At 74.1% G+C, this 25,391-nt stretch carries 22 protein-coding genes; 12 read left to right on the top strand and 10 right to left on the bottom strand.

The window, feature by feature from the left end:
• Nucleotides 1-2: 2 nt before the first annotated feature.
• Nucleotides 3-440, top strand: coding sequence for an OsmC family protein (locus IE118_RS23150; protein WP_189559938.1), 438 nt, complete (start codon nucleotides 3-5; stop codon nucleotides 438-440).
• A gap of 57 nt (nucleotides 441-497) precedes the next feature.
• On the opposite strand, the gene IE118_RS23145 is transcribed toward IE118_RS23150, so the two are convergent.
• Complete coding sequence (locus tag IE118_RS23145) at nucleotides 498-1,361, bottom strand: hypothetical protein (protein WP_189559937.1); 864 nt, start codon at nucleotides 1,359-1,361, stop codon at nucleotides 498-500.
• Between the two features lie 215 nt (nucleotides 1,362-1,576).
• Between IE118_RS23145 and IE118_RS23140 the strand changes: the two genes are divergently transcribed.
• Nucleotides 1,577-3,103: an MFS transporter gene (locus tag IE118_RS23140; RefSeq protein ID WP_373303222.1), complete on the top strand. Its 1,527-nt coding sequence runs from the start codon at nucleotides 1,577-1,579 to the stop codon at nucleotides 3,101-3,103.
• Nucleotides 3,104-3,152: 49 nt separating this feature from the next.
• Here the strand turns inward: IE118_RS23140 and IE118_RS23135 are convergent, their stop codons facing one another.
• Entirely contained in the window at nucleotides 3,153-3,770 is a 618-nt protein-coding gene (locus tag IE118_RS23135; protein WP_189559935.1) for a TOPRIM nucleotidyl transferase/hydrolase domain-containing protein, read from the bottom strand.
• 182 nt (nucleotides 3,771-3,952) lie between these two features.
• On the opposite strand from IE118_RS23135, the gene IE118_RS23130 reads away from it, so the two are divergent.
• The 5 genes from IE118_RS23130 (at nucleotide 3,953) to IE118_RS23110 (ending at nucleotide 7,626) form a co-directional block, all read left to right on the top strand.
• Complete coding sequence (locus IE118_RS23130; protein ID WP_189559934.1) at nucleotides 3,953-4,951, top strand: trypsin-like serine peptidase; 999 nt, start codon at nucleotides 3,953-3,955, stop codon at nucleotides 4,949-4,951.
• A 188-nt stretch (nucleotides 4,952-5,139) separates the two neighbouring features.
• Nucleotides 5,140-6,003, top strand: coding sequence for a class I SAM-dependent methyltransferase (locus IE118_RS23125; RefSeq protein ID WP_189559933.1), 864 nt, complete (start codon nucleotides 5,140-5,142; stop codon nucleotides 6,001-6,003).
• 95 nt (nucleotides 6,004-6,098) lie between these two features.
• The gene (gene rpmG / locus IE118_RS23120; RefSeq protein WP_189559932.1) at nucleotides 6,099-6,263 is read left to right on the top strand and encodes a 50S ribosomal protein L33; all 165 of its coding nucleotides are present in this window, start codon (nucleotides 6,099-6,101) and stop codon (nucleotides 6,261-6,263) included.
• A gap of 46 nt (nucleotides 6,264-6,309) precedes the next feature.
• Complete coding sequence (gene ykgO / locus IE118_RS23115) at nucleotides 6,310-6,432, top strand: type B 50S ribosomal protein L36 (RefSeq protein WP_189559931.1); 123 nt, start codon at nucleotides 6,310-6,312, stop codon at nucleotides 6,430-6,432.
• A 129-nt stretch (nucleotides 6,433-6,561) separates the two neighbouring features.
• Nucleotides 6,562-7,626, top strand: a complete 1,065-nt coding sequence (locus IE118_RS23110) for an NAD(+)/NADH kinase (RefSeq protein WP_189559930.1) — start codon at nucleotides 6,562-6,564, stop codon at nucleotides 7,624-7,626.
• Between the two features lie 82 nt (nucleotides 7,627-7,708).
• On the opposite strand, the gene IE118_RS23105 is transcribed toward IE118_RS23110, so the two are convergent.
• From IE118_RS23105 to IE118_RS23085, 6 genes are all read right to left on the bottom strand, one after another.
• Entirely contained in the window at nucleotides 7,709-9,274 is a 1,566-nt protein-coding gene (locus IE118_RS23105) for an FAD-dependent oxidoreductase (RefSeq protein ID WP_189559929.1), read from the bottom strand.
• A gap of 51 nt (nucleotides 9,275-9,325) precedes the next feature.
• Complete coding sequence (locus IE118_RS23100) at nucleotides 9,326-10,240, bottom strand: AurF N-oxygenase family protein (RefSeq protein WP_189559928.1); 915 nt, start codon at nucleotides 10,238-10,240, stop codon at nucleotides 9,326-9,328.
• A gap of 235 nt (nucleotides 10,241-10,475) precedes the next feature.
• Complete coding sequence (locus IE118_RS23095) at nucleotides 10,476-12,044, bottom strand: mucoidy inhibitor MuiA family protein (protein WP_189559927.1); 1,569 nt, start codon at nucleotides 12,042-12,044, stop codon at nucleotides 10,476-10,478.
• Between the two features lie 7 nt (nucleotides 12,045-12,051).
• Nucleotides 12,052-14,106 (bottom strand): DUF4139 domain-containing protein, encoded by a 2,055-nt coding sequence (locus IE118_RS23090; RefSeq protein WP_189559926.1) that lies wholly within the window; start codon nucleotides 14,104-14,106, stop codon nucleotides 12,052-12,054.
• Between the two features lie 103 nt (nucleotides 14,107-14,209).
• Nucleotides 14,210-14,344 carry a hypothetical protein gene (locus tag IE118_RS34495; RefSeq protein ID WP_268248962.1) on the bottom strand — a complete coding sequence of 45 codons (135 nt, stop codon included), beginning with the start codon at nucleotides 14,342-14,344 and terminating at the stop codon, nucleotides 14,210-14,212.
• A 1,158-nt stretch (nucleotides 14,345-15,502) separates the two neighbouring features.
• Nucleotides 15,503-15,916 carry a DUF4190 domain-containing protein gene (locus IE118_RS23085; RefSeq protein ID WP_189559925.1) on the bottom strand — a complete coding sequence of 138 codons (414 nt, stop codon included), beginning with the start codon at nucleotides 15,914-15,916 and terminating at the stop codon, nucleotides 15,503-15,505.
• A gap of 224 nt (nucleotides 15,917-16,140) precedes the next feature.
• On the opposite strand from IE118_RS23085, the gene IE118_RS23080 reads away from it, so the two are divergent.
• On the top strand, nucleotides 16,141-16,515 hold the full coding sequence (locus IE118_RS23080; RefSeq protein WP_373303215.1) for an ASCH domain-containing protein: 375 nt from the start codon (nucleotides 16,141-16,143) through the stop codon (nucleotides 16,513-16,515).
• A 49-nt stretch (nucleotides 16,516-16,564) separates the two neighbouring features.
• On the opposite strand, the gene IE118_RS23075 is transcribed toward IE118_RS23080, so the two are convergent.
• Both IE118_RS23075 and IE118_RS23070 read right to left on the bottom strand, forming a co-directional pair.
• Complete coding sequence (locus IE118_RS23075; protein WP_189559924.1) at nucleotides 16,565-17,341, bottom strand: alpha/beta fold hydrolase; 777 nt, start codon at nucleotides 17,339-17,341, stop codon at nucleotides 16,565-16,567.
• A gap of 112 nt (nucleotides 17,342-17,453) precedes the next feature.
• Nucleotides 17,454-17,894, bottom strand: coding sequence for a DoxX family protein (locus IE118_RS23070; RefSeq protein ID WP_189559923.1), 441 nt, complete (start codon nucleotides 17,892-17,894; stop codon nucleotides 17,454-17,456).
• A gap of 188 nt (nucleotides 17,895-18,082) precedes the next feature.
• On the opposite strand from IE118_RS23070, the gene IE118_RS23065 reads away from it, so the two are divergent.
• The 4 genes from IE118_RS23065 to IE118_RS23050 all read left to right on the top strand — a co-directional run.
• Nucleotides 18,083-20,047, top strand: a complete 1,965-nt coding sequence (locus IE118_RS23065; protein WP_189559922.1) for a glycoside hydrolase family 5 protein — start codon at nucleotides 18,083-18,085, stop codon at nucleotides 20,045-20,047.
• 128 nt (nucleotides 20,048-20,175) lie between these two features.
• Nucleotides 20,176-21,240: a TrbL/VirB6 family protein gene (locus IE118_RS23060; protein ID WP_189559921.1), complete on the top strand. Its 1,065-nt coding sequence runs from the start codon at nucleotides 20,176-20,178 to the stop codon at nucleotides 21,238-21,240.
• A gap of 332 nt (nucleotides 21,241-21,572) precedes the next feature.
• Nucleotides 21,573-22,634, top strand: a complete 1,062-nt coding sequence (locus IE118_RS23055; RefSeq protein ID WP_189559920.1) for an ABC transporter permease — start codon at nucleotides 21,573-21,575, stop codon at nucleotides 22,632-22,634.
• A gap of 224 nt (nucleotides 22,635-22,858) precedes the next feature.
• A partial coding sequence (locus IE118_RS23050) for a PQQ-dependent sugar dehydrogenase (protein WP_189559919.1) occupies nucleotides 22,859-25,391 on the top strand: 2,533 nt, incomplete at its 3' end.

The following is a 25,391-nucleotide window of genomic DNA, read 5'->3' as shown; positions in this document are numbered from 1 at the left end:
GCATGAGCGAAGACTCCCAGCGTTCCGTCCACGTCGAGCGCACCGCCACCGGTCACTTCGTCGCCACCAACGCCCGCGGCGGCACCCTCCCTTTCGGTACCGCCTCCGACGACGGCGGCGCGGCGTTCACCCCGGTGGAACTGCTGCTGGCCGCCATCGGGGGCTGCACGGCCGCGGACGTCGACGTGGCCACGGCCCGTCACGCGGAGCCCGACCGGTTCTCGGTGTCGGTGACGGGCGACAAGATCAGCGACGAGCTCGGCAACCGCATGACCGGCCTCGTCGTCAGCTTCGACGTGTCCTTCCCCGACGGTGAGGGAGCGGAGCGCGCCCGCGCCATCCTGCCCCGCGCCGTGCGGACGTCCCACGAGCGGCTCTGCACGGTCAGCCGCACGATCGAGACCGGCACGCCCGTCACGACGGTGATCGAGGGCGGCTGACGGGGTGGCCGGCGCCGTGCGGGGCCGGTGGTCGAGCCGGCGTCCCGTCGGCCCCGTTCAGCTGACACCGCTGGGCGTGGGCCGGGGGGTGCGGCCGGCGCGCACTTCCTGGAGCCGCTCGGTGCCGTTCTCCACGGCGGCCGAGGTGCTGTCGTGCGAGGCGCCGTCGAGCCCGCCGTTGGTGACGGTGATCGCGTCCGCGCCGAGCTGGACGGCGGCGACGTCGAGGGTGAGCGTCGTCGGGGCGCCGCCGCTGTCGCCCTTGACCGTCATGGTGAGGCCCTGCCGGGCGTCACCGGTCTCCGGCAGCTTCAGCCCGATGACCTGGACGGTGCGGTCGCCGCTGTCACCGCCGGTCAGGGTGAACTGGTCGCAGGTGTCCGGGAGCGACTTCAGCCACCGCATCGACTCGTCCAGGTCGGCCTCGTCGTAGGCGGCGACCTGGTAGAGCAGCCGGGACTCGCCGTCCTGGAACCCGGTGAGCGCCGATGCCCCGGACGGAGTACCCAGCAGTGTCTCGTCGTAGAGGGCGTCGACGAGACGCTGGCACTCGGAGGCGTCGCTCCTGCCGGTGAGGAACGCGGCCACGTCGACCTCGCCCACCAGCAGCGAGTCCCGCCACTCCCGCGGGTTGTCGGCCTGCGTCCAGTCGTCCTCCAGGTCCTCCGCGGTGATCAGCGCCTGGCGCGCGCCCCTCTCGGTGAGTTCCGGACCCGGAGACGCGGAGGCGGAGGGCGAGGTGGAGGTGGGCGAGGCGGTCTGCGCGGCGATGCCCCGCTCGGCGACCGTGGAGGCGGTTTCCGAGCCGGACGGCGCGCCGGTGTCGCCGTCGGAACAGGCCGCCGTGGCCAGCAGCGTCCCGGCGGCCAGCGCGAGGGCCAGGACGCGGGACGAACGGACGAGCGGACGAGGGGTGGTCACGAGTGCCTCCTGGGAACGGGACGACCGCCCGGCGCCGACCTGCCCCGGGCGTTTCCTCCCCCGCCTCTCAGCGCATCACCGCCGCGCGCCGGTGACCAGCGCAGCGGAGGCATACAGGTGAGGGCGACGCCCGGGGCCCGGGGACCGCAGGTGGCGGCTCGTCGTGGACACGCGGTTCCCGGCGCCCGCCCGGATGCGCTGATACGTTCCCTTTGCTGCGACCTGTCCCGGAAAGGAACGCGACCACGTCCCCCACCGAGAACGAGCCGGCGCCGGACACCGCGGCGGCCAGGCGTCACCCCGCCCTCTTCCGTGCCGTCCGGCGTCGCCAGAACCCGCGACTGCGCCGGTCGGACATCACGGTGACGGACGAACGGGCGGTCAGGCGCGCGGTGAAGGCCGCCTCGCTCGGCAACGCCATGGAGTGGTTCGACTTCGGGATCTACGCCTACCTCGCCGGCACCATCGGCCGCGTCTTCTTCCCCTCGGGAAGCGAGACCGCGCAACTGCTGTCCTCCTTCGCCACCTTCGCGGTCGCCTTCCTGGTGCGCCCGCTCGGCGGCATGGTCTTCGGGCCGATGGGGGACAGGGTCGGGCGCAAGAAGGTGCTCGCGCTGACCATGATCCTCATGGCGGTCGGCACCGCCGCCATCGGCATGCTCCCGACCTACGCGGCCGTCGGCTTCTGGTCGCCCCTGCTGTTGATCTGCTTCCGGTTGCTCCAGGGCTTCTCCACGGGCGGCGAGTACGGCGGCGCCTCCACGTTCATCGCGGAGTACGCCCCGGACCGGCGGCGCGGCTACTTCGGCAGCTTCCTGGAGCTCGGGACCCTCGCCGGGTACACCGGCGCGGCGGGCCTGGTCACCGCCCTCACCGCGTGGCTCGGAACCGACACCATGGACGCCTGGGGCTGGCGCATCCCGTTCCTGCTCGCCGGGCCGCTCGGGGTCGTCGGCATCCACCTGCGGCTGAAGCTGGACGACACCCCCGCGTACCTGAAGCTGGAGGAGGGCGCCGTCCCCGCGCCCGAGGCCTCGAACACGTCGGCAACCGCCGCCCGCGGCGGCCTCGCCAGGATCTTCCGGGAGCACTGGCGCACCCTGGTGCTGTGCGTCGCCCTGGTCGGCGCCTACAACATCACCGACTACATGCTGCTGTCCTACATGCCGACCTACCTCTCCGACGAGCTGCACTACAGCGAGACCCACGGGCTGCTGGTCCTGGTGGCCACCATGGTGGTGCTGATGCTGGTCATCGGTCAGGTGGGCCGGCTCAGCGACCGCTACGGTCGCAAGCCGCTGCTGATGACCGGCATGCTGAGCTTCTTCCTGTTGGCCGTCCCCGCGTTCCTCCTCGTGCGGCAGGGCGGTCTGCCCGCCGTCTCGGCCGGCACGCTGATGCTCGGTCTGTCACTGGTCTGCCTGCTGGGCACCATGTCGGCGGCGCTGCCGGCCATGTTCCCCACGCCCGTGCGCTACGGCGCCCTGTCGGTCGGCTACAACCTGTCGGCGTCGCTGTTCGGCGGCACCACTCCCTTGGTGATCACCGCTCTGATCGGCGCCACCGGTTCGGACATGATGCCGGCGTACTACGCGATGGCCGCGGCGCTGGCCGGCGTCGTCGCGGTGGCCTGCATGAAGGAGACGGCCCGGCAGCCGCTCGAAGGCTCGCCCCCTTCGGTGCAGACGGAGGAGGAAGCGGCGGCACTGGTCCGGTCACAGACGACGGCACCGAGGTTCTGACCGCACGCCACCGAAGTGGGGCGCCGACCCGGGGCGCGGGCCGTCGCCGTCAGAGTCCGGCGAGCAGGCGGTCGAGGGGGTCGGGCACGTCGTCGGGGCCGAGCGCCTCGACGAGCACCCGGCCGTAGTGGATCTTGCGTCCCTTCTTGGTGCCGAGGAACCGCCTGAGTTGTCGCGGTGCCGCGCGGCCCTGCTGTGCGGGCTGCCGCAGGAAGGTGTGCAGGGCGCGGTCGTCGCCCTCGGCGCGGATGATCTCCCGCACCCGTGTCGTGCCCAGGGCCCTGATGAGTTCGTCCTCCAGGTCCGCCGCACAGACGAAGAACCCCTGCCCCGGCGCGCCGGCCCGCTCCAGACCGCGTCGGTAGTAGCCGAGTTCGGCCTCGTCGCACAGTCCGGTGAGCCGCAGGTCCAGACCGGGTGGCCCCACCAGGGCGGCGAAGCGTCCGACGCTCATCGCGCCGCCCATGGGCAGGACGCAGACACCCTCGGCCGCGAGGTCGCGACCGCGTGCTCCGGCCAGCGCCTCGACCGCCGCCGCGTCGCTCAGCCCTTCCAGCAGGACGGCGGTGCGCACGTCGAGCCGTGCGGCCAGTTCGCGTGCCGGGTCCCCGGAGGCCCCGGCCGCCCACGCGGTGACCGCGTCCCGGAACGCGTCCATGTCTGCCATGGGGCGAGTCTCCGCCCTTTCCGGCCGGGGCGGTAGCCGATTTCCGACCGTGCCGTTGTCGCGCTCCTGACAAGGTGGGATTTCTCTGGCACTCTGCGTCACGCACGTCCGTCCGCACAGCTCTTCGTTCCCCCACCCTGCCCGGACCCGACCCGGTCCGGGCACGGCAGAAGGAGACATGCGTGAGACGCCACCGCACCGCCCCTGGCTTCCTGCTCGCCCTCGCGGCCCTGCTCGCCGGCACGGTCGCCGCCACCGGTTCCGCCGGCGCCGCACCCGGCGGACCGGCCGGGGAGACACCGGCCGGGACGGCACCCGCCGCCGCCCGTGCCGTCCCGCTCGCCGAACAGCGCGCCTCCGCCGCGTTCTGGACCGCCGACCGGATGCGCGGCGCCGCGCCGCTCGATCTGTCCCTGACGCCCGCGGCCGCCCAGAGCCTCAGGGCCCCGGCGGCCGAAGGAGGCGCGACCACCGTCGTGCCGGGCACCGCTCCCGCGGCCTTCCCGCAGGCGGGCGCCCCCTGGACCGGCGGGGGAGCGGTCGTGTCGACCTCGGGCCGGGTGTTCTTCACCTTCCAAGGGCGCACCGCCTCCTGCTCCGGCAACGCCGTCACCAGCCAGAACGCCGGCACCGTCATCACGGCCGGGCACTGCGTGAAGTACCAGGGCAGCTGGCACACCAACTGGGTGTTCGTGCCCGGGTACGACAACGGGCAGGCCCCGTACGGCCAGTGGGCCGCCTCCCGGACGCTGACGACCCCGCAGTGGGAAGCGAGCGAGGACATCAATCACGACATCGGGGCCGCGGTCGTGGCCCCGCTCGACGGACGGACGCTCACGTCGGTCGTCGGCGCGCAGGGCCTGCAGTTCAACGGCGGCTACAACAAGCGGATGTACGCCTTCGGCTTCCCGGCCGCCTCCCCGTACGACGGCACGAAACTCATCCACTGCAGCGGCAACAGCTCGAAGGACTTCCTCCTCACCCAGGACCACGGTCTCGGCTGCAACATGACGGGAGGCTCCAGCGGCGGCCCCTGGTTCACCGGCTTCGACGAGGCGACCGGCAGGGGCCTGCAGGTCTCCGTGAACAGCTTCGGGTACACCTTCCTGCCCAACCGCATGTTCGGCCCGTACTTCGGTGACGTGGCCAAGGCCCTCTACGACAGGGCGCAGACCTCCTAGCCCGCGACCCGACGGCACCCCGGGGCGCGTACGGACCGCGAAGGCCGTACGCGCCGCAGCCGGCGCACACCGGCGAGGGGCCGGACGGCCGCACCCCCCTTGCGCGTGGCGCAGCGCGACCGGCCGTCGTCTTGCGCATCCCGGGAGCGCGCCGACCGCACGCCGGCGGCCCGCCTAGCGTGATGCGCATGGACCACCCCACCCCGCACACGCAGCACGCCCACCCGCACGGCACCGCGCACGGCATGGGCGACCAGGCCGACTTCCTCGACCTGGAGGCGGAGGTGCTCGCCGAGCACACCGCGTCCATCACCGCCTGGCTGCCCCTCGGGGCCGGCCCCCGCCACATCGTGGACCTCGGCTGCGGAACCGGTGCGGGCACCCTCGCCCTCCTCGAACGCTTCCCCGGGGCCCGGCTCACCGCCGTGGACTCCTCCGCCGCCCATCTGCGCCGCCTGGCCCGGAAGGCGGAGGCGGCCGGCGCGGCCGACCGCACGACCTGCGTCCGCGCGGACCTCGACGCGCCGGAGTGGCCCGCCCTCGGCACGCCGGAACTCGTCTGGGCTTCGGCCTCCCTGCATCACATGGCCGACCCCGCCGGCACCCTGCGCAAGGTGCACGGGCTGCTCGCCCCGGGCGGGCTGTTCGCCGTCGTCGAGCCGGCCGGCTTCCCCCGCTTCCTGCCCGGGGACGCCCCGGAGACCGCTCCCGGCCTGGAGGAGCGCTGCCACGCCGCGCTCGCCGGCGACCACGCCGCACACGTGCCCCATCGCGGCGCGGACTGGTCGGGGGCGCTGGCCGCGGCCGGTTTCGCCGTCGAGGGCGAGCGCACCCTCACGGTCGCCGTGACCCCGTCGCGCACCGACGCGGTGGGCCGCTACGCGATCAGCGGCCTGAGCCGCATGCGCGAGCGCGCGGCCTCCTCGCTCACGGCCGCGGACCTCACCGCTCTCGACGGACTGCTCGACACCGGCGGACCGCACAGCATCCTGCGCCGCGACGACCTGAGCGTGCGCACCGAGCTCACGGTGTGGGCCGCGCGCCGCCGCTGAACCCGGAGGCGGAATACCGGGCCCGCCCCCACCGTTGACCCCGTCGGCTGACATGCCTGAGCCAATGGGATCGGGCAGTGGCGGAAGGAGAACCCATGGCACGCAGTACCGCGCGGCCCGTCGTCAAGCTGAGGTCGACGGCCGGCACGGGCGTCACCTACGTGACGCGCAAGAGCCGGCTGAACGACCCCGACCGGCTCGTCCTGCGGAAGTACGACCCGGTCGCCGGTGGGCACGTCCTCTTCCGCGAGGAGCGGTGACACCCGCTCCGCCCGCCCCCGTACCGTCCCGTGGAAGGAGAGCGCGATGAAGGTGCGCAAGTCCCTGCGCTCGCTGAAGTCCAGGCCCGGCGCCCAAGTGGTGCGCCGGCGCGGCGTGACGTTCGTGATCAACAAGAAGGATCCCCGTCACAAGGCCCGCCAGGGCTGATCGGCCTGCTCGCCACCCGGCGGCCCGGTACCGCGTGCGCGGAACCGGGCCGCCGCGGCGTGGTGCGGCGCCCCGGCGGCCGTCGCACCGGTCAGGATGGGCACGCGAGCGGACGTCCAGGAGGCGGAGATGACGGTGGACCGGGTCGGCATGGTCGTGCACGGCGGACGGCCCGAGGCCGCGGAGGCGGCCCGCACGGTCCGGGCCTGGTGCGCCGAGCACGCCGTCGCCTGCAAGGACATCGACGTGTGGAACGACGGCGGGCGGCACAGCGCCCGGGAGGAGGTGGCGGCGGCCGGTGACCCCGACCTCGTCGTCACGCTCGGCGGGGACGGCACCTTCCTGCGCGGTGCCCGCCTGGCCGCCGCCATCGACGCGCTGGTGCTCGGAGTCGACCTCGGCCGGGTGGGATTCCTGACGGAAGTGCCCATGACCCAGGTGCGCACCGCCCTGGACGCCGTGCACGAGGACCGGATCGACGTGGAGCGGCGCATGCTGCTGACCCTGCGGGCCTCCCGCCGCCTGGAGGTGCCCTCGGACATCGGGGCGCTGATGCGCTACGGCCGGGGTCCGCTCCTGCCGCCGACGAGCGTGCGCACCGACTGCGAGACGGGAGGCGAGTGGGGTGTCCCGCTGGACGTGACGGCCCTCAACGACGTCGTGCTGGAGAAGCTCGCCCGGGACCGGCAGGTCTCGGTCGGCGTCTACATCGCGGGCAGGCTGCTGGCCTCGTACTCCGCCGACGCGCTGCTGGTGGCCACGCCGACCGGCTCGACCGCCTACAGTTTCGCCGCCGGCGGCCCGGTGGTCTCACCGGGTGCCGAGGCGCTGGTCTTCACGCCCGTGGCTCCGCACATGACGTTCAACCGCTCGGTCGTCGCCGCCCCGGACGAACCCGTCGGGCTGCGGGTGCTCGAACGCTCGGGCCGTGCCGCGGTCAGCATCGACGGCCAGCTCCGCGGCGTGATCGGCCCGGGGGACTGGCTCGGGGTGTACGCCTCGCCGCGCAGGCTGCGTGCCGCCCGGCTCGGCACCATGGACTTCTACGGCCGTCTCCGTGAGCGGATGAACCTCACCGACGCCCCCGCGGCGGTCGCCGACGGCACACCGGCGCCGCTCTGGCCCGTCGCCGGCCCACCACCGGGAGACCTGGCCCATCTCGCCCTGCCGCACCACCCCGCCGCGTCGGGGTGACACGGAGGACCTCCCGTCGCCGGCCGGGTGCGCCGGGCGTCGCCGGGCCACCTCCCCCCGCCCGTTCGGCCGGCATGTGGCCTCAGCCGTCTCCGCGGCCTCGGCGGCGCCGGCGGCGGACGAGCCGGCGGAACGCCTTCGGACCGGCGGCCGGTGCGGGCAGCGCGCCCGCCACCGCGTCGGCCAGCAGGGAGCCGACGGTCTCGGCCGCGCACACACGGTTGGCGCCGATGCCGCCCGACGGCCCGCGCTTGCTCCACCCCACGACGTACGTCCCGGGCCGGTCCCGCACCCGCCCGAGCTCGTTCGGCACGGTGCCGGTGGCCTCGTCGAACGGCAGCCCCGCCTGCGGGACCCCGCGGTAACCGATCGCGCGCAGGACCAGGGCGGACGGGATCTCCAGCTCCCCGGAGCCTCCGGTGACGCGCACGGCGCGGGTGTGCCCGCTCCCGCACACCCGCACCGGGGCCGAGAAGAACCGCAGCACGATGCGCCGCCGTCGGGGGGAGTCCGGCGGCAGGGACCAGTCGACGGCCCCGCGCGCCACGTCCCGCAGCACCGCCGCCTTGTCCCCCGGCCCGGCGGCGTCGACGGCCGGGCCGACGCGCGGATCGTGGTCGTCGACGAGCAGGTCCACGCCGGGAAGGTGCTTCAGGGCGAGCAGTTCGGACCGGGTGTACGCCGCCTCCCCCGGACCGCGGCGCCCGAGCACCACCACCTCGCGCACCTTGCTGCGGCGCAGCTCCGCCAGCGCGTGGCCGGCGATCCCCGTGCCGGCCAGCGTGTCCGGGTCGGTGACCAGGAGGCGGGCGACGTCGAGCGCGACGTTGCCGTTGCCCACCACGACGACCCGCTCCGCCGACAGGTCGACGGCGTCCGGGGCGACCTCCGGGTGCGCGTTGTACCAGGCGACGAAGGCGGTCGCGGAGACGCAGCCGGGCAGTTCCTCGCCGGGGATGCCGAGCCGCCGGTCGGTGGCCGCGCCCACCGCGTAGATCACCGCGTCGTGGTGGGCGGCGAGCTCCTCCGCCGTGATGTGGACACCCACGTCGAGCCCCAGGTGCATCCGCACCCGCGGATGGGTGTGGAAGCGGGCGAAGGTCTCGCCCACCTTCTTGGTCGACGGATGGTCGGGTGCCACGCCGTACCGGACGAGTCCGCCGGCCAGGGGCAGCCGGTCGACGAGTGTCACCTCGGCCGGTGTGTGCAGCAGCAGGTCCCTGGCGGCGTACATCCCGGCCGGGCCGGTGCCGACGATCGCGACCCGCAGCGGCCCGAAGTCCGAGGGCAGTACCCGGTCGAAGGAGGGCTCTCCCCAGTCGTGGAAGTTCGGGCCCGGCTCCGCAGGACTCCCCTCGCCGCTCTCCGCCCGGTCCGGGGACTCCGGTGTCCCGCCCGGCTCGAAGTAGGCGGCGTTGATCCGCGCGTACTCCCGCTGCGTGGCGGGCAGCCGGTCGACGGGGAAGACGGCGTCCACCGGACAGGCGTCGGCGCAGGCCCCGCAGTCGATGCAGCTCCTGGGGTCGATGTGCAGCATCTCCGTGCTGCCGAAGGCCCGTTCCTCGGGCGTGGGGTGGATGCAGTTGACCGGGCAGACGGACACGCAGGTGGCGTCGCTGCAGCAGGTCTGGGTGATCGCGAAGGCCATGGTCGTCCGCTCCGCAGGAGGCCGGGACAGGTGCAGGGGGTGGTGCGGTCGTCAGACGAGGTGGGCGCGCCGGTAGAAGAAGAGCGCCGGCCGGGTGAGCAGACCCACCGAGGCGAGGAACTCCATCAGGCCCGAACAGCTCGCCCGCATCATCGACTTGTGGTGCTCGTTCGCCTTCGCCTCGCGCAGTGCGCGCTCCTCGTCCAGGCCGGCGTTGGCGTACACCTTCCGGTTCACCATGCTGGTGACGATGACGTACGCCGCGACGGAGATCAGGACGGCGTGGATCCGGCGGCGCAGCCGCCCCGCCCGCGACAGGTGGCGGCGCGTCTCGTCGCGGGCGAACTTCATGTGCCGCGACTCCTCGACGACATGGATGTTGTTGATGGTGCGGACGAACGGTACGACCCGCTCGTCGCGCATCCAGTCGCGCTGCATGACGTCCAGGACCTCCTCGGCCACCAGGATCGCCGCGTACGCCGCCTCACCGAAGGCGACGGTCTTGAAGAACCTGCCGAGTTCGAGCGCCACCCGGTGCGGGCGGTAGGCCGGGGCGCCGAGTTTCTTCGCGCCCCGGGCGAACATGATCGAGTGCCGGCACTCGTCGGCGATCTCGGTGAGCGCCCACTGGACGGTGTCGTCCGTCGGGTCCTTGGCGTAGATGTCCCGCAGCACCATCTGCTGGAGGATCATCTCGAACCAGATGCCGGTGCTGGCGACGGACGCCGCTTCCTGGCGCGTCAGCGCCTTGCGCTGCGCCTCGCTCAGCTCGTTCCAGTACGGCGTCCCGTAGAGCGTGCTCCACTCTGGGCTCGCGCCGTGGAAGTCCGTGTCGAGGGGGGTGTCCCAGTCGACCTCGGTCAGCGGGTCGTAGGAGAGCTGCGCGGACGAGTCGAGCAGCCGCCGGGCCACACCGTCGTCCGAGGGACGGGTCCGGGCCTCCGGCTGAGAGGTGCTGCTGGCCATGCTGAGGGCTCCTCCGGGTCGAGACCATGCGTGTTACCACGGGTAACGGCCGCCGCTTGCTGACGAACTGTATAGCAAGAGGGCGCGGCTTCCTACCCCTCGGCAGTGGAGGATCGAGGGGGGAATCACGGGGGCGAGAGGGAGGGGGACGCGGGCGAGGGGAGACAGTCGTGATCAGCGGCCCGGCCGCGCGGGGCGCCCGCCGTGCCGGACCACGGCCTCCCTCACCGGGCGGTCAGAGACCGGTGACCTTGCTGCTCGCCGACACCTCGTACACCAGGGTGACGGTGCGCCGGCCGCCCGGGCCGAGCGGGATGTCCCACCGGACGATGCCGTCCTCGTCGACCGCGTCGGGCACGGGTGAGCAGGCGTCCCGGCGCAGCCGCACGTCCACCGCCGACACCTCCGGGACCGGGACGCGCTCCCGCAGGGAGATCACCCGGTCCTCGTCGTCGCCGGGGGCGGAGAACCGCGACAGGTGCAGGCGGACGGTGCGGGTGAGGACGGTCCGCTGGCTGATACCGGTGGTGTCCCGGGTCTCCTCGGTCCGCCGCAGGACCCGGTGGTCGTCCCGGCTGCCGAAGGACAGCTCGACGGGGGCGCCCGGGGCGGTGAAGTCCAGGGTGCCGCGTCCGGCGAAGCCGCTGCCGCCGACGAGGTCGACGGGCCCGGCGAGGAGCGCGTGGCCGGACCGGTTGTCGCACCGCACCACCTGGCTGACCAGCGGCGACAGTTCGGGCGAGCAGGAGTACTCGCTGCGCGCGGGGGAGGTGAAGGAGGACAGCGGTACGCGGTGGGCGCGACCGTCCGCCGGCACGGTGACCGGAGCGGGGGAGCGGAGCACCCGTACCTGCCCGCCGTCGTCCACCCCCGGCAGTCCGGGCTCGGGGGCGGGACCGAGATCGCCGATCTCCTCCTCGCGCAGTCCGACGTGGACGGTACGGCGCTCCGCGGCCGTGCGGTCCGTCAGCGTCAGCCGGTCCTCGCCGAGCCGCGGCGGCTCCCCCGCCGAGGCGGAGCGGGCGGTGGACAGGGTCAGCCGTACGTCCGACCAGTCCTCACCGGTCCGCTGCCAGACGATCGCGTCCGTCTCCAGGGTGAGCTCCCGGCCGTCGAGTACGGCCCGGTAGGCGGGCCGCCACAGGGCGCACGGGGCCAGATGGCTCAGGCGCACCTCGGCCGGCCCGTCGGCAGGGGCGTGGACGGTCAGCTCGATGTGTGCGGTCAGCTCCGCGGGTTCCGTCCCGTGCAGGTCCAACGCCCCGTGCGCCTCGGAGAGTTCGGCGGCGACGCGGGCCAGCCCGGCCTCCGCCGCGCGCAGCCGCTCGCCGCAGGAGTCGCGTTCGCCGTCGACGCGGTCCAGCTCCCGGCTCCAGCGTTCCCGTTCCGGCTCCCCGCAGCCGGCGCCCTCGGCGATGTCCCGCAGCAGGTCGGCGGCGACGCGGCCCAGCAGTTCGGCACGGGCCCGCAGCCGGTCGCGGTGCTGCTCCAGGACCGACCGCTCCTCCTCCAGGGCCGTGACCCGGTGGCGCAGCGCGGAGTCGTCGTCGGCGGGCCCCGGCCCGCGCGGGGTCCAGCTCCGTACGAGCCGCACGTCGAGCACGGTCGCCGGATGCCCGGCGGGCAGTTCGGCGTGCAGGGTGCGGTCCACGGCGAGCGCGCTGACCGGTCCGAGGCGCAGGCGCCGGGTGCCGGCCCGCAGATCGAGTACCGCGGTCCGCTCCACGTGGGCGCGGTCCTCCGTGCAGGTGACGGCGGTGACGGGAAGGGCGATCAGCGGGATCGGCTCCGATGACGTGGACATGGCTGTGTCAGCTCCTGCGGTTGCCGCCGGTGAGGGCCTTGCCGGCCGGGATGCGGATCTCGTAGCCGCCGTCGCGGACGGCGGTGCCGCCGGCGGGCAGGTCCACCCGCCACAGCCGGGTGCCCGGCGTGTGCCGCTCCGGGGCGTCGTCGTTCTCGGGCGCCGTCCAGTCGGCCCGCTCCTCGATGCGGACGTCCGCGTCGGACGTCACGGGCACCCGCTCGCGCACCTCCACGCGGACGGGAACGGCGAGCCGGTTGGCCAGTTCGACGTGGACCCGGTGGTCGAGCACGGTGACGTTGTTGCGCAGTCCCGACGTCGACTCGTGGAGAGCCGTGCGGCGGGTGACCGCGACGGCCTCGGCCGGTCCGAGCCCCACCCGGCACGCACCGCCCGGGGCGAGCGTGGGCAGCGAGGCGGTCAGCTGGTACTCCTCGTCCACGACTACTTCCACCGGGCCGGCGAGGAGTGCCTGCCCGGTGGTGTTGGAGAGCAACAGCGTCGCGTACACGGTCTGTTCCACGGACGGCACACAGACGTGTTCGGTACGCAGGCCGACCGCGATCTCGCCGACCGTGACGGTGTGCCAGGTGCCGTCCGAGGGGATGTCGGCAGGCGCGGCGGCATCGAACCGGTGGTCGAAGGAACCGGCCGACTCGCGGGGCCGCACGGCGTGCCCGGGAAGCGGCAGCGCGGCCACCGCTTCGGCACGGCGGCGGTGTTCGGCGGTCACCGGGTCGGGACCGGAGCCGGGGAAGAGCCTGCCCCGACGGCCCTCCGGTTCCTCCGGGCCGCACAGGACGAGTGCGGTGTAGTCGAGTTCGGCAGTGCCCGGTCGCGGCGACCCGGCGGCGGGCGGCGCCGCGGGCGCGAATCCCGCGGACGCTCCGGGCGGAGGCGGTGCCGCCCCGGGAGCGGCGGGGGCCAGGGCGGCGGGGGCCGCGGCGGGCCGTGCCCCGGTGCGCGGCCGGGCACGAGTGGGGGGTGCGGCCGGCGGAACGGGTGCACCGTAGGCCTGGGGGAAGACGCCTTCCGCGCCACCGGGGGCCGGCGGCGCTCCGTAAGCCATCGGTGCCGGCGGGGGCGGCAGGGGAGGGGGCGGAGCGGCTGCCCCGGCGAGCGCGGGCACGGCGTGGCTGTCGGGCCGGGGGCCCGCCGTGTCGTATCCGGTGAAGAGCCCGTTCAGTCCTTCGGGCTGCCCGCGCCAGCCCGAGGGCGCGGGTGGGGGCTGACTGCGTCCGATGCGGAGCGAGCGGAGCCGGGGCAGCTCCGTGCGACGGCGCAGGTCCGCGGTGGCCAGCGCGATCCGTACCCCGGTCCAGTCCTCGCCGGTGCGCTGGGCCACCGAGGCCCGCAGCAACAGGCGCCCCGACTCGTCACCCTGACGGTACGCCAGCCGGTAGGCGGGCACCCAGACGGCGCCGGGGACCCCGTACTCCACCTCCACCTCGACCTCCCCCGTGCCGTCCAGCGTCAGGACCGCGCCGAACGAGGTGGCCACATGGGCCGGGGGCCGATCGGTGGAGGCGCGGGAGAGCCGGTCCACCGCGACGGTGAGCTCGTGCTCGACCCGGCGCAGCTCCTCCTCCAGTTCGCGGAGCCTGCCGTGCAGCACGGTCATGCGCGACTCGACGAAGTCGGCGAGTTCCAGCCACGCGTCGACGGGCGTACGGCGGTGCGGATCGTCCCGCTTGCGGCCCGGGGGCACCGGACGCAGCGCGCCCGCCTCCTCGATCAGGGTCAGCTGCCGGTCCCGGCGCCCCTGCGCGGCCGCGCACGCGTCGCGCAGACGCTCCACCTCGCGCAGCAACTCGTCCCCGGGGCCGCCGTCCCGGGGTTCGGCCTCGGCCTCGACCCGGGCGCCGGTGACCCGCACCCCGGGCGCGCCGACGACGCGGGCCCGCAGCGAGTCCGGGTCCAGGGACCGGGGGAGCCCCGCCACCCGGACCCGTCCCCCCACCGGTACCGTGCCGCGGGCCAGTCGGCGGCAGAGCGCGCCCTGCGCGTACACCACCACCGAATCGAGTGCCGACGCCCACACCGGGACCGTGCCAGCCGCCATGTGTTCCCCCACCCAGCCGTCTGCGTGCCGAGGGCAGCCTACGCCGTGCCGCGCCGGCCCGGCCGGGGCAGTGCCGGTCCGCCCGGCGCCGGCCCGCCTCGGCTCACCAGATCAGGCACCAGTAGGCGCCGTGGTGTCCGATGCCGATCCTGCTGTTCCGCGGCAGCAGGAGGGGATCCGGCCGGCCGGCGGCCGCCATCGAACAGGCGGGATCGCCGACCGTCGCGCCGGCGGCCATGCGCCGGGCTGCGGCGGTGGCGGCCTGCGAGGTGTACCACGTGGTGGCGCCCGGTTCGCGGCCGTCCGCCGTCGGTGCCGGAGTCGGGTGCCGGCCGCCGGGTGACGCCGGTGCGGACGTCGGTGGGTGCGGCGCCGGGGTGGACGTCGCGGCGGGCGGCGGCGGTACGGGGTTCGGGGGGACGGGGCGTGAGGTCGGCGTCCGTGTCGCCGGGGGCCGCGCGGGTGGTGCCGGGGGTTCCGCCGTCCCGGTCCGTGCCGGGGGACGGGACGTCGTGGACCGTCCCGGGGCTTTCGTCGCGGGGGACGGATCGGGGGATGCGGGCCGGGCCGAAGCCGCCGGGGGGCCGGACTTCGTGGGCCGTGCGGAAGGCTCGGGCCGCGGGGACCCGGCCGGCGGCCGGGGCTTCCCGGGCGGGGCCGCCGACGGTGCCGAGGTGGCGGGGGTGCGTGACAGGTGGCCTGCCGACGCACCGGTCGCGGGCGGACGGGGCTGTGGCTCGCCGTCGCCCGGTGCCGTTCCGGCCGACGGCCTGTGGCCCGGCGGTACCGGCTGAGCCGTCGGCCGTTCGAGGGACGGCGCCGGCGCGGTCGTCGCGGGCCGGCCCGGCGGCACCGGCCCCGGCGAAGGCCGGCCCGGCGGCACCGGTCCCGTGGAGGGTTCCTGCTCCGGTGGCTCCGGCCGGGGCGGCGGATCCGACCCGGCCGGCTGACGAGGCCGTGACGTCGGCTCGGGCAGCCGTGTGTCCGGCGGTGTCCGCCGGTCCGTGCCGGACGGCTCCGTCTCGAAGGTCCACGACGGCAGTGGGTTCAGCGTCGGCAACGACAGGTCGGCCGACGCCGAGGGCGTCGGGCTGGGCGTGCCGTCGTCCTGCGCGACCCACACCCACACCCCGATGCCGCCGAGGACGAGCACGGCGGCACCTCCTGCGACCCAGGGGGCCCGCCGGGGTGGGCGTCGGTGACGGTTCATGCTCTCACTGTCCTACGCGCGACGTCGGGGCGCCTGTCGCGTCGTCTGGACGGTGCGCCGCACGCCGTGCCGCTGCCACCCGTCCGGGTGACGCGGCCGGCTGCGCGGCAGCCGTCTCCGACTGCCGCGTCCTCCGGCCCGGAGCAGGGATCGCCGGCCGTCGCCGCCCGGCCCGTCCCGCTCCGGTCAGTTGTTCATGTCGCGGTCGAAGTCCTCGGCGCACGCGTCCCGTTCGCTCTTAGTGTCGGCGTGCCGGACACAGTCGTCGAAGTCCTTGAACTCGTCCGAGTTGAGGATCGAGGCACCGATCGCGAGGATCACCGCGGACGCGATGAGACCCAGCGCGCCGAGCACCGCGCCGACGATCGACATCACGCCGTGCGGGGCCCGGCCGCCCCGCGCCCGGCGGGCGCCGATGATGCCGAGGACGAGGGCCAGCAGGCCCAGCACCACACCACCGACGACGGTCCAGAACAGGAGGATCGCCAGGACGCCGAGAACGAGCGCGGCGACGGCCAGTCCGTTGCCTCGTCTCCCGCCCGCGGCGGGGGCCGCGGGCACGGAGTCGGTTCGCGTCGGCGGGTGTTCCGGGTAGGACATGTCGTCACCCTCATCTCTGTCTGGGTCAGGGCCAGTTGCGTACGGGGCCGGTTGCCCCGATACGGGCGGTGAATGCCTCCCGGCCGGACCGCGGCGGACAGCGCACCCCGCGGGACGCCCGCTGGGGCGGCGACGCGACAATGGCCGCCTCAGGGCACCTGCCCCTTCGCGCTGTCGAGTGAGGTGAATGAGCCGTGTGGCCACGGGTCGACGGTATGCGGGCCATGGAACTGGGCACTCCGGACGGCCTGCGGGCCCGGCTGAACGCCCTGGTGCTGGCCGGGCGGAAGACGGCGACGACCGGTCTGCTGGCCGAGTACGCCGAGGAGGCGGAGGGCCTCGAGTACGTGGGGGAGCGGCTGGCGCTCCTGGACGACGACGGCCGGCCCGTCGCCACGCTCGAGATCACCGGTGTGCGGCGGACCACCTTCGGCGGGATCACCTGGGAGCACGCCCTGGCCGAGGGCGAGGGTGACGCCACGCTCGAGGAGTGGCGCGAGGGCCACCGCCGGTTCTGGGAGCGCGCGGGCACCCCGGTCGACGACGGCACGCCGGTCGTGTGTCTCGCCTTCCGCGTCGTGGAGACGCCTGCTCCCTAGGACGTGCGCCGGGCGCCCTCGGTCGCTCCGCGCCACGGGACTCAGGTGCTCAGGCACGCCGCACGGGTGCCATCGTCTCGACGGCGTCCTGCTCCAGGTGATCGAGGATCAGCCGGTTCACCAGCGCGGGCTTCTCCAGCGGGACCAGGTGGGACGCTCCGGGGACGACGGCCAGTGCGCCGTCCGGCATCGCGCGGTACAGGGCGGCCGTGTGCTCGAGCGTCATCATGTCGTCGTCGCCGACGAGGACGAGGGCCGGTGCCCGTACACGGGCCAGGTCGTCGGTGGTGAGTGTCGGCCCGGTGCGCCACAGGCCGGTGACCTTGGCCGCCACGACCGGCCAGTGGTCCGCTCCGTCGGGTGTCACGGCCTCGTACAGTTCGCGGAAGAACGCCAGGCCGGGGCTGTGCGGCGTCAGCGCGTCGAGCATCGACGGCTCGACGAAGCACTCGGGCGCGGGGCGGAAGTTGGCGCCGATCACCACGATCCTGCGGACGAGGTCGGGCCGTGCGAGGGCGACGAGCAGCGCGACGATGCCGCCGTCGCTCCAGCCGAGCAGATGCGCGGGCGCCCGGACGACCTTCTCCAGGAAGGCCACCGTGTCCTCGGCCATGTCTTCGTAGCGGAGCGGGCCTTCGACGTCGGGGGTGTGTCCGTGCCCGCGCCGCTCGGGCAGATGGAGGCGGTACGCGGCGGCGAGGTCGGCGCGCTGCGCCCCCCAGGTGTCGTTGGTGCAGAAGCCGCCGTGGAGCAGGACCAGCGGATCGCCGGTTCCCTCTGTCTCGTACCAGGTCCTGACCCCGGGAAGGTCCGCGTAGTCACCCATGCTCCACGCTCTCCTGCGGACCGTCGCCGCTCCTGGCTCAGTCTCCGCCGGCTTGCCGCGGGCCGCAACGCGAACCGGGCCGCCGGCCGCGGCGCCGCCGTCCCGCGACCCGCTAGCGGGCCTGTCCGGGGGTGGGCGCGGAAGAGGCGTCACCGCGGCGGAGCAGGCCCGGAAGGCTCAGGGAGCCCGGCCCGAAGAAGACCAGGAGCAGGAATCCCCAGCAGAACAGGGCGGGGGCCAGACCGCCGTTCTGCAGGGGGAAGAGTCCGTCCTGCTGGTGCTCGGTGAAGTAGGCGAAGGCCATGGCGCCCGAGCTGAGGAAGGCGGCGCCGCGGGTCGCCACCCCGAGGAGGACGAGGACACCGCACACGAGCTCGATCACGCCCGCGTACCAGAACGGCCAGTCGCCCGTGGGACTGGCCTTCCTGCCCAGGACGCCGAACAGGGTGGCTGCCCCCTCGCTGGCGAACAGCAGGCCGAGGACGATGCGGAACAGCCCCAGGACGAGAGGTTGGTGGCCGGCGAGCCGGTCGCTCAGGCGGTCGGTGCTCATCGCTGGGGACTCCTTGGACGGGTCGGTTCGGCGCAGGGGGCCGCGCGGGCGCGCGGCCGTCTGTCCCTCTGTACGCGCGCGGTGGCCCAACGGTTCAGCCGGGCGCCCCTCACCGGCGGAAAGCCGCTGCCGGACGGGCCGTACGGTGCCTGGACCCCGTCGCCCCGATGGCTCATCATGACGCTGTCATGACATCTCAGTCCGCGAGGACGACCGGGAGGGTGACCGTGCGCGGCTCCCTGACCAAGGCGGTTCTGACCACCGCCCTCCTGCTGGCGCTCTCGGCGCCCGCCCCCGCGGCCGCGTCCGCGGCCCCGGGGGGATCCGGCCCAGGAAGGGCGGTCGTCGCCGCCGACGACTGGACGGCGCCGCTCAGCACGCGCGGCCGCTGGATCGTCGACGCGGAGGGGGACCGTTTCAGGCTCCGGTCCGGCAACTGGCACGGTGCCAGCGGCACCTGGAACGGCACCGGCAGCGCGGACGACGACGGCAACCACCACGCGGGGGAGAACTCCCACCGCATACCGCTCGGTCTCGACCGCGCCCCGATGGCCGAGATCATCGCCGGCTTCCGGGAGATCGGGATCAACAGCGTCCGGCTGCCCTTCTCCAACGAGATGATCCATGACACCCGCCCCGTCACGGACGGCGCCGTCGCCGCCAATCCCGCCCTCAGGGGGAAGACCCCGCTCCAGGTGTACGACGCCGTGGTACGCGCCCTCACCGACGCCGATCTCGCCGTGATCCTCAACAACCACACCAACACCACCCGTTGGTGCTGCGGAGTCGACGGCAACGAGCGCTGGAACGCGAGCAGGACCACGGCGGCCTGGGAGAGCGACTGGCTGTTCATGGCCGGCCGCTACCGGGAGAACAAGCGCGTCGTGGGCGCCGACCTCTACAACGAGGTCCGCCGCGACATCTGGAACGACCCCAACTGGGGCCTCGGCGACAACCACGACTGGTTCACCGCCTCGCAGCGCGTCGGCGACCGCATCCTCACCGAGGCCAACCCCGACCTCCTCGTCGTCGTCGAGGGCATCAACTGGACCGGCATCCCCGTCGACGGATTCGCCCACGGGCGGCCCACCCTGGAACCCGTCCGCGCGCTCTCGCACACCCTCGTCGACTCGGGCAAACTCGTCTACTCGGCCCACTTCTACGGCTACACCGGCCCGCGTCACAGCGGCGCCACCGGAATCGGCGAGACCACCGACCCCCGCTACCAGGACCTTTCCCCCGGCGAGCTGACGGCCGTGCTGAACCGCCAGGCGTTCTTCGTCTCCGCCGAAGCGGACCGGCACTTCACCGCCCCCGTCTGGATCAGCGAGTTCGGCGCCGGCGGACGGGAGGAGACGGGTGCCGCGCAGCGTGCCTGGTTCGAGAACTTCGTCGACCACCTGATCCGCACGGACGCGGACTTCGCGTACTGGCCGCTCGTCGGCCTGCACGAGAACCGCCGGGGCAACGGCTGGGCGCTGCTGCACTGGGATTCCGCGGGCCGCCGCATGGGCCCCTACGACGGGGACGACTGGCGGGCCGGCGCATGGACGCGGCTGGTGCGGAGCGGCGGCCGCTCCGGACACGTCGCCCCCGTGGCCGGCTGGTCGATGCTCAGCCCGGACCACGCCGATTTCGTCGCCTCCCGGCGCATGCGCGCGTTGCCCGACTGGGACCCGGGCGCACGCAAGGCCGTGTGCCCCGACGGCCGGCGCCTCCTCGGTCTCAGTCACACGGGCAACCGCGGCCTGTGCTCCGACGTGACGGCGGGGAACCTGGGTGACCCGGCCGGCGGGCACGAAGTGGTCAGGGACGAACGGCACGTCGCACCGGGCGGCGACTGGGCGTCCGGCTACACCAAGCTGCAGTGCCCCGCGGGTCACTTCCTCACCGGTTACAGCGTCCGCGGTGCCGCCGTCTCGGCCGCCCTGTGCGCGAAGGCCGCTCCCGACGGCGTCACCGGCACCGGCGGCCGGACGGTCTGGTTCGACCGGAGCGACAACCGGGGGGCCCACCCCAAGGGCGGTGACTTCGCCCAGGGCCACTACAAGGGCCAGTGCGCCGACGGCGAGTACGCCGCCGGCATCGCCTTCACCGGCCGCATCGGCTCCTCACGCACGCCGGACGCCCTCTACTGCCGGACACTGCGCTGACACCGTCCGCATCCCGGTGAGCCGCGCCGGCGCCCTTCTCACCCGTGCGGACGGTCCCTGCCTGCACTCCGCCGCACACGGGACCACCATGGGACGAAAGACGCGGCGACCTCGTGGGGAGTGCGGTGATGCACGACAACGCCGGGAACGATGAGGAACCCGTCGGGACGGACGACGAGTACACCGGGCCCGCGCAGTACGACGAGGAGCCGGAACCCCAGGACGAGGAGTACGCGGCCACCGACGCGAGCCCGGACGTCTTCCTCGACGTGCCCCTGCTGAAGGTCGACGAGATCGACCTCGACGTCGAGGACCTGCGGGCGCACGTGTCGCTGCAGGCCGAGGTGCTGGATCTGCTGAGGCTGAACGTGGGTGCCGACGTCACGCTCGGCCGGGTGCACCTCGGGATCTCGGGCGTGGAGGCGCAGGCCCAGCTCAAGGTACGACTCGACAACGTCGCGCTGATCATCAACCGGGTGCTCACCACGCTCGACCGCAACCCGGAGCTGCTGCGGGAACTGGCGCGGGGAGTCGGATCCGCCGTGCGCGACGTCGGCGGCGGTGCCCGCCAGGCGGTGGGCGAACTGGGCACGGGCGCCGGAGCGGCCGTCCGGGACGTGGGCCGTGGCGCCGGGACGGCGGTGGAGGACGTGGGCCGTGGAGCGGGTGGTGCCGTCCGGGATGTGGGCCGTGGTGCGGGGACGGCGGTCGAGGATGTGGGCCGTGGTGCGGGGACGGCGGTGGAGGATGTGGGCCGTGGTGCGGGGACGGCGGTGGAGGATGTGGGCCGTGGAGCGGGTGGTGCCGTCCGGGACGTGGGCGGTGAGACCGGGCGTACGGTCCGGGAGGTCGGTGGTGAGGCGGGCCGGGCCGTCCGGGAGACCGGCGAAGAGGCCGGCCGCGCCGCGGGAGACGTGGTCGGCGAGACCGGCGAGGTGACCCGGGCGGCGAGCCGGACGGCCGGCAGGAGCACCGACGCCGTCGCCGACGTCCCGTCCGTCGAGGACGCCCCCGCGAGCGGAACCCGGCCGGCCCGCAGTGCCGCCCCCCGCAGGTCAGCGGACCGTGACCGCGACACACCCCCCGGGAAGCGTGCCGCCGCCCGCCCCCGCCGGGCGCGGGGCGAGGACGGGAAGCTGCCCCCGCGAGCCGGCCGCCGCCGCACCGGCGAGGAAGCGCAGGAACCGCCCTGAACGCGGGCCGCTCGCCCACCGCACCAGGAGCCGGACATCTCGTTCGGTGCCACCGTCCGCTCCGACCGGCTCCGCTTCACGGAGCGGCCCAGCACATCCGTCCGCTTCCCCGGCACGGGCGAGCGCCGGTCGTCGAGCCGCAGCGACCGCACCAACCTGCCCGACAGGGTTTCCCCCGGCCAGGAATACCGCGACGTCACCGTCGCCTACCGCCTGGCGAGCCGGCTCACCGGGGAACCGGAGCCCGCGCGGAGCGACGCCGACGGCACGGCCGGCTGACCGGGCCGCGAGGCCCGCGGACGCCAATTCGACCGACGCACACCGAGGGCGCCATGCACGACGGGAAGAACGGGACCGGGAACGACGGCCCGCCGGCCACCGAGGACGAGCCTCCCGGTGCGACCTTCCGCACCGAGCTGCGCCGCGCGGTCACCCCGCGGGCCACGATCCTGCTCTGCGGCGTGCTGCTCCTCGAGATCGCGTTCGTGGTGTCGTTCATCGGTGCCTTCCACTCTCCCCGGCCGAGGGACCTGGCCGTGGCCGTGGTGGCCCCCGGGCAGGCGCAGGCCGGCCTGATCGACGAACTCAACGCCCTGCCCGGCGAACCGCTCGCGGCCCGGGCGGCGGAGAGCGCGAGCGAGGCGCGTGCCATGGTGCTCGACCGCCGTGCGGATGCCGCGCTGCTGGCCGGGCCCGGCCCGGACCGACTCCTGGTGGCCTCGGCCGGCGGACCGGCCGCGGTGCAGTCCCTGCAGGCCGTGTTCGAGAAGACGGGCGGCGGTGACGTGGTGGTCACCGACCTCCGGCCGCCCCACCCCGCCGACGGCCGCGGACTGAGCAGCTTCTACCTGGTCCTCGGCGTGGTGATCGGCGGCTACCTCGCCTCCGCCGCCCTCTCCGCCTCGTACGGGGCACGTCCCGCCAATCCCCACCTCACGGTCGTCCGGCTGCTCGCGCTGGCAGCCCTGTCGGTCGTCTCCGGACTCGCCGGGGTGATCGTCGTCGACCCGGTGTTCCACGCCCTGCCCGGCCACTTCGGCGCGCTCTGGGGTATCGCGACCCTCATCACCTTCGCCGCGGCCGCCGCAGGCATGGCCTTCCAGGTGCTGCTCGGCACCCCCGGGATCGCCCTGTCCGTACTGGTCTTCGTCGTCCTCGGCAACCCCAGTGCCGGCGGCGTCTACCCCTCGACGCTCCTTCCCCCCTTCTGGTCGGCCATCGGACAGGCCCTGCCTAACGGCGCCGGAGTGACCCTGGTGCGGAACTACGCGTACTTCGGCGGCCACGGGACGTCCGCCGCCTGGTGGGTCCTCGCCGCCTGGGCCGCGGGAGGCGTCCTGATCAGCTGCCTCGCGTCCTTCCGCAGGCCACCCGGGGCGGACCTGCTGCCCTGACCGGCCACCACGCCCGGTCACTTTGTCCCGGGCGAGGAAGAAGTTGCGGGATCGGGCGCCGAAGGGGTTACGCGTTCGGTCGAGGCCCGCTAACTTCCTTGAAATGAACCGGTCATGAGCCCGTCGGGGCGAACCGGCCGGTGCTCGACGGCGCGACGGCGCGCGCCCAGACTCCTCACGGCAGGTCCCCGGACCGCCGCAACCCCCACGACCAGGAGATCTCTGTGCGCACGAGACCGCTCGGACACAGACGTGTCCGCACGCTGCTGATCGCCGTGGCCTGCGCGATGGGCCTGGCACTGCCCGTGGGCCCCGCCACCGCCGCTCCCACGACCGCCCCGCCCGCACCGGGCGCCACCGCGGCGGCCGAGGACTTCCAGCAGGTCACCCTCGCCAAGGGCGTCGCCGAAACGGGCGAACCCATGACCCTGGCCGTCCTGCCCGACCGCTCGGTGCTGCACACGTCGCGCGACGGCACACTGCGGCGCACGGACGCGGCCGGCACCACCACCGTGGCGGGCAGACTGGACGTCTACAGCCACGACGAGGAGGGCCTCCAGGGCGTCGCGGCCGACCCCGCCTTCTCCTCCAACCGCTTCGTCTACCTCTACTACGCACCCCGGTCGAACACCCCGGCCGGAGACGCTCCCGCCGACGGAACCGCATCCGACTTCACCCCGTTCGACGGCGTCAACCGGCTGTCCCGCTTCGTCCTGAGGACCGACGGCACCCTGGACACGGGAAGCGAGAGGAAGATCCTCGACGTGCCCGCCTCCCGCGGCCTGTGCTGCCACGTCGGCGGCGACATCGACTTCGACGCGGCGGGCAACCTCTACCTCTCGACGGGCGACGACACCAACCCCTTCGCCTCCGACGGCTACACCCCCGTCGACGAGCGCGCCTCGCGCAACCCCGCCTACGACGCCCAGCGTTCCTCCGGGAACACCAACGACCTGCGGGGCAAGATACTCCGCATCAAGGTCAACGCCGACGCGACCTACAGCATCCCCGCGGGCAACCTGTTCGCCCCCGGCACCGCGCGGACCCGCCCCGAGATCTACGCCATGGGCTTCCGCAACCCCTTCCGGATGAGCGTGGACAAGGCCACGGGCATCGTGTACGTCGGTGACTACGGTCCGGACGCCGGAACCGCCAACCCCTCCCGCGGCCCCGCCGGACAGGTCGAGTTCAACCGCGTCACCCGGGCCGGCAACTTCGGCTGGCCCTACTGCACGGGCACCAACAAGGCGTACGTCGATTACGACTTCGCCACCGGCACGCCGGGCGCGGCCTTCAACTGCGCGGCGCCGAGGAACACCTCACCGCGCAACACCGGCCTGACCGACCTGCCCCCCGCCCAGCCCGCCTGGATCCCCTACGACGGCGGCTCCGTCCCCGAGTTCGGCAACGGCTCCGAGTCACCCATGGGCGGACCCGTCTACCGCCACGACGCCGCCTCCACCTCCGAGGTGAAGTTCCCGGCCGAGTACGACGGCGACTTCTTCGCCGGTGAGTTCGGCCGCCGCTGGATCAAACGGATCGAGGCCGGCGGCGACGGAACCGTGCAGACCATCAACCCCTTCCCCTGGACCGGCACCCAGGTGATGGACATGGCCTTCGGCCCGGACGGAGCCCTCTACGTCCTGGACTACGGCACCGGCTACTTCAACGGCGACGCCAACTCCGCCCTGTACCGCATCGAACACGTCACCGGCGGGCGCGCCCCGGTCGCCCAGGCCCGCGCGAACACCACCTCCGGCACGGCGCCCCTCACCGTCGCCTTCTCCTCGGCCGGCACCTCGGACCCCGACGGCGACACCCTCACCTACGCCTGGACCTTCGGCGACGGAGCCACCTCCACCGCCGCGAACCCCTCCCACACCTACACCACCAACGGCCAGTACACGGCCACCCTCAAGGCCACCGACCCCTCAGGCAGATCCGCCACCGCCTCCGTGCAGATCACCGTCGGCAACACCGCCCCGACCGTACGGATCGACGCACCCGCCGACGGACGGATCCACGACTTCGGCGACGCCATCCCGTTCCGGGTCACGGTCACCGACCCGGAGGACGGCACCATCGACTGCGCCCGGGTGAAGGTCACCTTCGTCATCGGCCACGACAGCCACGGACACCCGCAGACCTCGGCCACCGGCTGCACCGGCACCCTGCAGACCCTGGCCGACGGCGAACACGACCCCAACGCCAACATCTTCGGCGTCGTCGACGCCGAGTACACCGACAAGGGCGCGGGCGGCCAGCCCGCACTCACCACCCACGACCAGCACATCACCCAGCCCAGCCACCGCCAGGCCGAGCACTACGGCGACTCCGCCGGCGTCGCGGTCGTCAACCACACCCCCGCCCACGGCGGCAAAACCGTCGGCGACATCCACAACGGCGACTGGATCTCCTTCACGCCCTACAGTCTCGACAACGCCACCGCCTTCACCGCCCGCGTCTCCTCCGGCGGCAGCGGCGGCACCCTCGAGGTCCGCGCGGGCTCACCGGCCGGCCCCCTGCTCGGCACGGCCACCGTCCCGGTCACCGGCGGATGGGAGACCTTCCAGGACGTCACCACGTCCCTCACCGGCGCACCGGCCGGCACCACCACCCTGTACCTCGTCTTCAAGGGCGGCACCGGAGCCCTGTACGACGTCGATGAGTTCTCCTTCACCACCTCCACCGGCACACCCCGTGCGGGTGAGGTGAAGGGGGTGGGTGGCAAGTGTCTGGACGTGTCGGGTGGTGCGA

Origin of the sequence: Streptomyces pilosus (assembly GCF_014649835.1) — a bacterium.
Taxonomy (GTDB): Bacteria; Actinomycetota; Actinomycetes; order Streptomycetales; family Streptomycetaceae; genus Streptomyces; species Streptomyces pilosus.
This window is presented reverse-complemented; position numbering and strand designations above follow the sequence as displayed.